The sequence below is a fragment of the Streptomyces sp. SBT349 genome (assembly GCF_001083795.1).
Taxonomy (GTDB): domain Bacteria; phylum Actinomycetota; class Actinomycetes; order Streptomycetales; family Streptomycetaceae; genus Streptomyces.
The window spans coordinates 1-8,647 of sequence record NZ_LAVK01000315.1; the positions used below are offsets into that span (position 1 = coordinate 1).

Sequence of the window (8,647 nt, forward strand, 5' to 3'; positions counted from 1 at the left end):
GGCTTGGGCGGGTCCTCGTCGAAGAAGAACGGCTGCGTCTCACCCTCGCGGGCGGCGGGCACGGCCGGCCCGGGCGCGGGGGGCGCGGCCGAGGCACCCGACGGCGGCGTGGGTACGGGCTCGCCCTCCCGCGGCTCGGGCCGGCTGCTGCCGGGCACCCAGGAGGTGCCGTTCCAGTACCGGATATAGCCGGGAATGGACGGGTCCGGGTACCAGTTGGGCCCTGCGGGTGGGGAGCTCATGTGGGCCGAATCTCCTCGTCCGTGCCGTCCTTCAGTCTGCCGGGTAAGCATCGTACGTCGCCGCGCGAGCCGCGTCCGTCCGTGCTTCCCCTGAGGACCATAGCCAACTCACGCCGGGTCGTTCGAGCCGAGTCCCGTCACATCCCCGAGATCCAGGCGCCAGTCGTGGCACCGGAGCGCCCGCCCCTTCGGATACTCCAGATCGCAGGGCCCCACCAGGGTGAAACCGGCCTTGCGGCAGATCGCGTTCGACGCCGGGTTCTCCACCGAGGGGAACGCGTGCAGGAAGCGGTGCCGGCCGTCCCGCGCCGCCGCCTCGGCCACAGCCAGGGCGGCGGCCGTCGCCACCCCCCTCCCCTGGAACTCGGGCGCCACGCTCCACCCCGTCTCCCACACCGTGGCGCCGCCCCACTCGCGCTCCCAGTACCCGATGGTCCCCGCCGGGCCGCCGCCCCCCGCCAGCTCCACCAGGAACATCCGTCCGGGCCCGGCCGCCTCCAGGAGCAGGTAACGCCGGTGCCGGTCGAGCAGCTTCTCCTCGCTCTCCGGACCCCCGAGGTGGACCATCATCTCCGGCGCGTTCGTCCGGCGGAGCAGGTCGAGCCCGCCCTCGTGCCAGGGAACGATGCGCACCCGCCTTCCCGCGTTCATGCCTCCGACGCTACGCGCCGCCGCTGACAACGCCCTGGTCGGCGACGTCGTCGCGCGCTCCCCCCGGCCCGGCCGGGGCCCCGCGCCGCCGAAGGCAAAGGGCCGGAAAAATCCTCGGGAGCCGCGTAAGAGCACGCGCCCGCCCGCCTCTCCCCACCGCACGACCGGAACCCGGCACAACGGCACGGACAGGAACGGACAGGAGAGGTCGCATCGCATGCACATCACGATCGAGCGGGAGCTCGACCTGAGGCTGGTGCTCTCTGGTGAGCGCAGCATCCCCGTCCCGGCACGGCTCCGCTACCACGCGGAGGACCCCTACGCGGTGCACGTCAGCTTCCACATCAACTCCGAGTCCCCCGTCGACTGGGCCTTCGCCCGCGAACTGCTGATCGAGGGCCTGACGCGGCCGTCGGGCCAGGGCGATGTGCGGCTGTGGCCCGGCACCGCGCGGGGGTGCCACGTTCTCTGTCTCGCGCTCCAGTCCCCGGACGGCGAGGCCCTGCTGCACGCCCCGGTCGAGCCGGTGGCGGCCTGGCTGCGGCGGACCCTGCGGCTGGTCCCGCCCGGCGCGGAGGCGCACCGCCTGCGCGTCGCCGACGACCTGGGCGACGTGACGGGCACACCCTGACCGACGCGGCACTAGTGCGCGTCCCACCGCGTCCTGGCCGCGTGCCGCACCAGCGGGATGATCCGCAGCGGCACCGGGTTCTCCATCACGATCGCGGTGGACGACCTGACGATCCCGTCGAACCCCAGCACGCGGTCGATGACCCGCTGGAGGTCCGCGTTGGAACGGGCCACCAGCCGGCACAGCATGTCGCCCTCGCCGGTGATGGTGTGCAGTTCCAGCACCTCGGGCACCCCGGCGAGGTGGCGGCGCACCTCCTCGCCCTGGCCCTGCTTGATCTCCAGCGTGGCGAACGCCGTCACCGGGAAGCCGAGCGCCGCCGGGTCCACGTCGGGTCCGAAGCCGCGGATGACCCCGCCCGAGCGCAGCTTGTCCAGGCGCGCCTGCGCGGTTCCGCGCGCCACCCCCAGGCGCCGGGACGCCTCCAGCACCCCCATGCGCGGCTCCCGCGCGAGCAGTTCGAGCAGCCGGGCGTCCAGCTCGTCGATGGCCATGGCCGACCTCCTGGTCATCCTGTACAGATTTCACTGCGCTACGCGCATAGCCTTCTACAGACTGCCCAGCACACACGCAAACTATTGCGCACTCTGCCATGCCCCAACACCCTGGGAAGATGACTGAGATCGCATCGGCCGACCCGTTCCCCGTACGGGGCATGGACGCGGTCGTCTTCGCAGTGGGCAACGCGAAACAGGCGGCGCACTACTACTCGACGGCGTTCGGGATGACCCTCGTCGCCTATCGGGGCCCGGAGAACGGCCACCGGGAGAGCGCCAGCTACGTACTGGAGTCGGGGGACGCCAGGTTCGTCGTCACCTCCGTCATCCGGCCGGTCTCCCCCGAGGGGCACGCGCTGGCCCGGCATGTGGCCAAGCACGGCGACGGCGTGATCGACCTGGCCATCGAGGTGCCCGACGCCCGCGCGGCCTACGCGCACGCCGTCGCGCAGGGCGCCCGGGGTCTCGCCGAACCCGAGGAGCTCTCCGACGAGGACGGCACGGTGGTCGTCGCCGCCGTCGCCACCTACGGGGAGACCCGGCACACCCTGGTGGAGCGGGGCGACTACAAGGGCACCTACCTGCCCGGCTTCGTCGCCGCGCAGCCGCTGGTCACCCCGCCGGCGTCCCGGACGTTCCGGGCGGTGGACCACTGCGTGGGCAACGTGGAGCTGGGCCGGATGGACACCTGGGTGGACTTCTACCGGCGGGTCATGGGCTTCACCAACATGAAGGAGTTCGTCGGCGACGACATCGCCACCGAGTACTCCGCGCTGATGTCCAAGGTCGTGGCGGACGGGACGCGGAAGGTCAAGTTCCCGATCAACGAGCCGGCGGCCGGGAAGAAGAAGTCGCAGATCGACGAGTACCTGGAGTTCTACGGCGGCCCCGGCGTCCAGCACATCGCGCTGGCGACCGACGACATCATCGGGACGGTGCGCGCCCTGCGCGAATCCGGCGTGGAGTTCCTCGACGTGCCGGGCTCGTACTACGACACGCTCGGCGAGTGGGTCGGGACCACGCGCGTGCCGGTGGAGACGCTGCGCGAGCTGAGGATCCTCGCCGACCGCGACGAGGACGGCTACCTCCTCCAGATCTTCACCAAGCCCGTTCAGGACCGCCCGACGGTCTTCTTCGAACTGATCGAACGGCACGGGTCGCAGGGATTCGGCAAAGGGAACTTCAAAGCTCTCTTCGAAGCAATCGAGCGTGAACAGGCCCGACGGGGGAATCTGTAAAAGCACCACCCCCCACAGCCGCCCCCGCGACCTGCACTCGCGGGGGCGGTTTTGATGTGCGCCGCGCGGCCGTCGGCGCGAGACGTCAGCAGGAGGGGACCGGCTCCCCCGCGGCCAGCGCGCGCAGGTCCTCCACCGCGCCCCCGAGGGTGGTGACCGGGAGCAGCCGCAGCCCGTCCGGCACGTCGGCGGTCGCGTCGCCGCACTCGTCGCGCGGCACGAGGAAGACGGTCGCGCCGTCGCGTCTGGCCGCCTGGGTCTTGAGGGGAACGCCGCCGACCGCGCCGACCCTGCCGTCCGGGTCGATGGTGCCGGTCCCCGCGACGGTGAGCCCGCCGGTGAGGTCGCCGCCCCTGCCGTCGCCCTCCAGCAGGTCCACGATGCCGAGCGAGAACAGCAGCCCCGCGCTCGGCCCTCCGACGTCGGCGAGGCGGAGCTCGACGGAGACCTCCGACGGGTCGAGGTCCAGGTGGGAGAGCGCCGCCGTCACCGCGGCGTGCTGGGATTCGCGCATCTGCGCGGAGTTGTGCTCCTGGATCTCCTCGGTGTTCTCGCCCACCGGGTAGACCGCCTCGCGCGGCATCACGGCGCGGTCGCCCGCGAAGTACCCGCTGACCACGTCCCCGAGGCGCACCGTGGCGTCCGGTGAGGTGGCGGTGATCGTGGTCATCCGCAGCTCGCCCTCGGGATCGCGCACCGGCGCGCCCGTGATGGTGATCACCGGCTCCCCGGCGTGCTCGCCGAGCACGTCCGCGGTCAGGCCCGGGTGGGTCACCGAGAACGGCAGCGGGGCCAGCGCCGCCACGGCGAGCAGCCCCAGGAGGGCGACGGCGCAGGCGGCGAGCAGCGCCGCCCGGCGGCGGTCGGGCGGCGGGGTCGGCCCGGCGTCGGCCGGCGGTGCGGTCGGGCGTGCGGACATGGAGGGAATCTAACGCAGCACGGCCGCCACCTCCTGGGCGGCCCTGAGCACGCGGGGGCCCACCTCGGGCGGCACGGCCTCGCTGAGCATCACCACGCCGACGCTGCCCTCGATGCCGCACTCGGCGGGCAGCGGGGCGGCGGCGCCGCTGGCACCCGCCTCCAGCTCCCCGTGCGTCAGCACATAGCCGTCCTCGTCGGTGATGTCCTTGCAGCGCCCGGTGAGAATGGCCCGCCCCGCGGCGCCCCGGTCGAGCGGGTGCCGGAAGCCTGTCCGGTAGGCGACGTGGTAGTCGGTCCAGCTGGGCTCGACCACCGCCACGGCCAGCGCGTCGTTCCCGTCGACGACCGTGAGGTGGGCGGTGGCGCCGACGTCCTCGGCCAGCGAGCGCAGCGCGGGCAGCGCCGCCTCCCGCACCAGCGGGTGCACCTGGCGGCCGAGGCCCAGCACGCCCACCCCGACGCGGGCCCGGCCACCGGCGTCGCGGCGCACCAGGGAGTGCTGCTCCAGGGTGGCGAGCAGCCGGTAGACGACCGTGCGGTTCACGCCGAGCTGCTTGGACAGCTCGGTCACGGTCAGGCCGTGGTCGGTCTCGGCGAGCAGCTTGAGGACTCGCAGTCCCCGGTCGAGCGTCTGAGAGGTCTCCGCGGTCACGACGCCCCCCTCTCGGATCAGCCCGGCGATGAGCGGTCGCGGGAAGCGGGTCGAGGCGGCCGCGCACCGGGGCGACGCTGCCACCGGACGTGCGCGTGTCCGGAAACCTATACAGAGGCACCGCTCAGCGGAAGGGTCTGTCCAGAATCCGAGCACTCGGCCACGATTTTCGAACGCTTTGCGCTCATCTCCGCCGCATCACCCCGCCGCATCACCCCGCCACGGCCTCACCGCATCCGGGTGGCCCACTCCCTGACCTTCGTCAGCCGCTGGCGCAGCTGGCCCACGCTGGCCTCGGCGGTGGCCGGGCCCCCGCAGGCGCGGCGCAGCTCGGTGTGGATCACGCCATGGGGCTTGCCCGACTGGTGGGAGTAGGAGGCGACGAGCGAGTTGAGCTCGCGGCGCAGCTCCATCATCTCCTTGTGGCTGACCACCGGGCGCCGCTCGGCGGGCAGTTCGAGCAGGTCGGCCTCCTCGTCGGGCTTCCGCCTGCTGTGCGCGATCTGCCGCGCCTGTCGCTTGCTGAGCAGGAGCCGCACCTGGTCGGGCTCCAGGAGCCCCGGAATGCCGAGGTAGTCCTCCTCCTCGGCGCTGCCCGGGTGGGCCTGCATCCCGAACTCGGCGCCGTCGTACATCACCCGGTCGAAGACGGCGTCCGACTCCAGTGCCTCGAACGGCAGTTGGTCCTGCTCGCCGTCCGGCTCGTCCTTCTCCCGCTCCGCGTCCCGCAGCAGGTCCTCCTCGGGCGCGTACGGGTCCTCGTCGCCGTCCTTCCTCGGCTTGTCCAGCACGTGGTCGCGTTCCAGCTCCAGCTCGTGGGCGAAGCCGAGCAGCGACGGGATGGTGGGCAGGAAGACGGACGCGGTCTCGCCGCGCCGCCGGGAGCGGACGAAGCGGCCGACGGCCTGGGCGAAGAACAGCGGGGTGGCGATGGTCGTCGCGTAGACGCCGACCGCGAGCCGCGGCACGTCCACGCCCTCGGACACCATGCGGACGGCGACCATCCAGCGGTCCGTCGAGGTCCTGAAGTCCTCGATGCGCTGCGAGGCGCCGCCGTCGTCGGAGAGGACCACGGTCGCGGGGGTGCCGGTGACGTCCTTGATCAGCCGCGCGTAGGCCCGCGCCGACTCCTGGTCGGTGGCGATCACGAGCCCGCCCGCGTCGGGCACCGACCTGCGCACCTCGGTCAGCCGCCGGTCGGCCGCGCGCAGGACGGCGGGGATCCACTCGCCCTTGGGGTCGAGCGCGGTGCGCCACGCCTGCGAGGTGGCGTCCTTGGTCATCGGCTCGCCGAGCCTGGCCGCGACCTCGTCGCCCGCCTTGGTGCGCCACCGCATGCTGCCGCTGTAGGAGAGGAAGATCACCGGCCGGACGACGCCGTCGGCCAGGGCGTTGCCATAGCCGTACGTGTAGTCGGCGACGGACCTGCGGATGCCGTCGTTGCCCTCGCCATAGGCGACGAACGGGATCGGGTTGGTGTCCGAGCGGAACGGCGTCCCCGTCAGCGCGAGCCGCCGCGCCGCGGGCTCGAACGCCTCCAGGCACGCCTCGCCCCAGGAACGCGAGTCCCCGGCGTGGTGGATCTCGTCCAGGATGACGAGGGTCTTGCGCTGCTCACAGCGGTTGCGGTGGAGCATCGGCCGCACGCCGACGCCCGCGTAGGTCACGGCGACCCCGTGGTACCCGCGGGCCACCGGGCCCGCGCTGTACTCGGGGTCGAGCCTGATCCCTATCCGCACGGCCGCGTCGGCCCACTGCGTCTTCAGGTGTTCGGTGGGCGCGACGACGGTCACCTGCTGCACGACATGGTGGTGCAGCAGCCAGGAGGCGAGGGTGAGGGCGAAGGTGGTCTTGCCCGCGCCCGGGGTGGCGACCGCGAGGAAGTCCCGTGGCTGGGCCCGGAGATAGGCGTCCATCGCCCCCTCCTGCCAGGCCCGCAGCTTGCTCGCGGTGCCCCAGGGGGCGCGTCCGGGGAACGCGGGAGAGAGGTGGGAGGAGTGGGCGGCGGAGGATGAGGCGGCGGCGGTCACGGTCTCCGGGGTGGGTCGGACGGCGACAGGACCGCGTCAGCCTACCCCCGTCCCCCGAGCCGGCGATGCGGCTCAGCTCACATCGCGGGCGAGGGAACGGAGCGCCGCGGCGATCGCCGACACCTCCTCGGCCTTCCCCGCGGCCACATCGATGACCAGTTCATATGCCACGTCCTGGTCGACGTCCGCCATGTCCACCCCGTTGGCGTCGAGAAAGACCACCGTGCACATCCAGGCCGTGCGCTTGTTCCCGTCCACCAGAGGGTGGTTGACGGCGAGCGACTGCAACAGCGCCGCCGCCTTCTCGAAAAGGTCCGGATAGGCGGCCACCCCGAACATCCCCGACCGCGGCCGGTGGAGCGCCGAGGACAGCAGCCCCAGATCCCGGACGGCGACCTCCTGGGGGTCGCACGCGAGCTGTGCGAGGTCCAGGGCTTCCCGGACCGAGAGGTACTTCACCCGCTACTCCCCCAGCCTGCGGAGCAGGTCCGCGTGCTTGGCCGCGTACTTCGCCCCCAGCTTCCGGACGGTCGTCCGGTCCGCCTCCTCCACGAGATACCGCTCCACCGCCTGAACCACTATCGCGTGCATGCTGCGCCCCTCCTCCTCCGCCCGCTGCTTCAGGGCTTCCTGAACGTCTTCGGGCAACCGCAAGTTCATAGCCATACTCTCACGGTACCAAGAGTGGTACCGAAACGGTACCGCCCCTCACGGCCTGGCCGTCAGCCTGCCCGCCACCACCGTCGAGAGGAGGGCCGCGAGCGTGGTGGCCGCGTAGACCGGGAGGAACGCGCCCGCTCCCACCGTCATGTCCGCCGCCTCGGACGCGGCGCCGTGGGCCGTGGCCGTGGTGTCGCCGCCCAGCGCGGCGAAGAGGGTGCCCACGGTCGTCAGCATCACCACGTTGCCCAGGCTGTCGCAGACCTGGAGCGAGGCCACGTTGCCGCCCGCCTCCTCCGGCGTGGACAGGCGCAGCACCAGCACGCCGACCGAGGCGGTGACCGCGCCCATGCCGAACGCGGCCACCGCCAGCGTCAGGGCGGGGGTCCACACCGGCACCGCGTCCACCAGCACCAGCGGCGTGGTCACCACCCCTACCGTGATCAGCACCGTGCCGAGCCGCACCAGGGCGATGCGGTGCGGCTCGATCCACGTCCGGGACTGGGTGAACGAGCCCAGCGCCCACAGCCCGCCCGAGGCCGCCAGCGCGAGCCCCGCCTGCGTGAGCGAGAGGCCGCGCTGCGTCACCAGCATCAGCGGGACGAACGTCTGCGTGGACAGGAACGCGGACGAGACCAGCGCGCGCAGCAGGATCACGGCTGGCAGCCCCCGGACCGCGCGGAAGGTGCCGCGCGGCAGCAGCAGCCTCGCCGAGGGGGCCAGCAGCGCCAGCCCCACCAGGACCGGCACCAGCGAGAGCCAGCGCAGCTCCTGCCCGCCGAACTGCACCAGGCCCGCGCCCAGGGCCACCGCCGCCGCGAGCCGCAGCCGCCTCCGGTCGAACCTCGGCCCCCGCCTCCCCGCCGGGGAGGGGGCGCCCAGACGCCGCAGCGCGGGCAGCATCACCAGCACCGGGAGCACCACGAGCACCGTGATGCCGAGAAAGACCCAGCGCCAGCCGAACCGTTCCGTCACGGTGCCGGCGATCACCGGGCCGATCATCGAGGGCACCACCCACGCCGCCGAGAACGAGGCGAGCGCCGAGGCCCGCAGCCGCTCCGGGTAGGCCACCCGCACCGTGACGTAGAGCGCGACGATCACCAGCCCGCCGCCCACCCCCGGCGC

At 72.8% G+C, this 8,647-nt stretch carries 11 protein-coding genes; 2 read left to right on the top strand and 9 right to left on the bottom strand.

From position 1 onward, the window contains the following. Both ADY01_RS37525 and ADY01_RS28305 read right to left on the bottom strand, forming a co-directional pair. A partial coding sequence (locus ADY01_RS37525; protein WP_159001473.1) for a DUF2510 domain-containing protein occupies positions 1 to 242 on the bottom strand: 242 nt, incomplete at its 3' end. A gap of 108 nt (positions 243 to 350) precedes the next feature. Further along, the gene (locus ADY01_RS28305) at positions 351 to 893 is read right to left on the bottom strand and encodes a GNAT family N-acetyltransferase (RefSeq protein ID WP_049579188.1); all 543 of its coding nucleotides are present in this window, start codon (positions 891 to 893) and stop codon (positions 351 to 353) included. A 217-nt stretch (positions 894 to 1,110) separates the two neighbouring features. On the opposite strand from ADY01_RS28305, the gene ADY01_RS28310 reads away from it, so the two are divergent. After that, positions 1,111 to 1,524 carry an SsgA family sporulation/cell division regulator gene (locus tag ADY01_RS28310; protein WP_049579189.1) on the top strand — a complete coding sequence of 138 codons (414 nt, stop codon included), beginning with the start codon at positions 1,111 to 1,113 and terminating at the stop codon, positions 1,522 to 1,524. An 11-nt stretch (positions 1,525 to 1,535) separates the two neighbouring features. Here the strand turns inward: ADY01_RS28310 and ADY01_RS28315 are convergent, their stop codons facing one another. Next, entirely contained in the window at positions 1,536 to 2,018 is a 483-nt protein-coding gene (locus ADY01_RS28315; RefSeq protein WP_049579191.1) for an Lrp/AsnC family transcriptional regulator, read from the bottom strand. A gap of 119 nt (positions 2,019 to 2,137) precedes the next feature. Here ADY01_RS28315 and hppD point away from each other — a divergent pair, with 119 nt between their 5' ends. After that, positions 2,138 to 3,259 carry a 4-hydroxyphenylpyruvate dioxygenase gene (gene hppD / locus ADY01_RS28320; protein ID WP_049579193.1) on the top strand — a complete coding sequence of 374 codons (1,122 nt, stop codon included), beginning with the start codon at positions 2,138 to 2,140 and terminating at the stop codon, positions 3,257 to 3,259. An 85-nt stretch (positions 3,260 to 3,344) separates the two neighbouring features. Here the strand turns inward: hppD and ADY01_RS28325 are convergent, their stop codons facing one another. The 6 genes from ADY01_RS28325 to ADY01_RS28350 all read right to left on the bottom strand — a co-directional run. Beyond that, on the bottom strand, positions 3,345 to 4,178 hold the full coding sequence (locus tag ADY01_RS28325; protein WP_107081853.1) for a S16 family serine protease: 834 nt from the start codon (positions 4,176 to 4,178) through the stop codon (positions 3,345 to 3,347). Between the two features lie 9 nt (positions 4,179 to 4,187). Continuing rightward, positions 4,188 to 4,832, bottom strand: a complete 645-nt coding sequence (locus ADY01_RS28330) for an IclR family transcriptional regulator (RefSeq protein WP_049579199.1) — start codon at positions 4,830 to 4,832, stop codon at positions 4,188 to 4,190. Between the two features lie 227 nt (positions 4,833 to 5,059). Continuing rightward, a complete protein-coding gene (locus ADY01_RS28335; protein WP_049579194.1) occupies positions 5,060 to 6,862 on the bottom strand; it encodes a DEAD/DEAH box helicase in 1,803 nt (600 codons plus the stop codon). A gap of 72 nt (positions 6,863 to 6,934) precedes the next feature. Then, positions 6,935 to 7,321, bottom strand: a complete 387-nt coding sequence (locus ADY01_RS28340) for a type II toxin-antitoxin system death-on-curing family toxin (RefSeq protein WP_049579196.1) — start codon at positions 7,319 to 7,321, stop codon at positions 6,935 to 6,937. Between the two features lie 3 nt (positions 7,322 to 7,324). Then, positions 7,325 to 7,522, bottom strand: coding sequence for an Arc family DNA-binding protein (locus tag ADY01_RS28345; RefSeq protein WP_049579201.1), 198 nt, complete (start codon positions 7,520 to 7,522; stop codon positions 7,325 to 7,327). A gap of 48 nt (positions 7,523 to 7,570) precedes the next feature. Further along, a partial coding sequence (locus ADY01_RS28350; RefSeq protein ID WP_049579203.1) for an MFS transporter occupies positions 7,571 to 8,647 on the bottom strand: 1,077 nt, incomplete at its 5' end.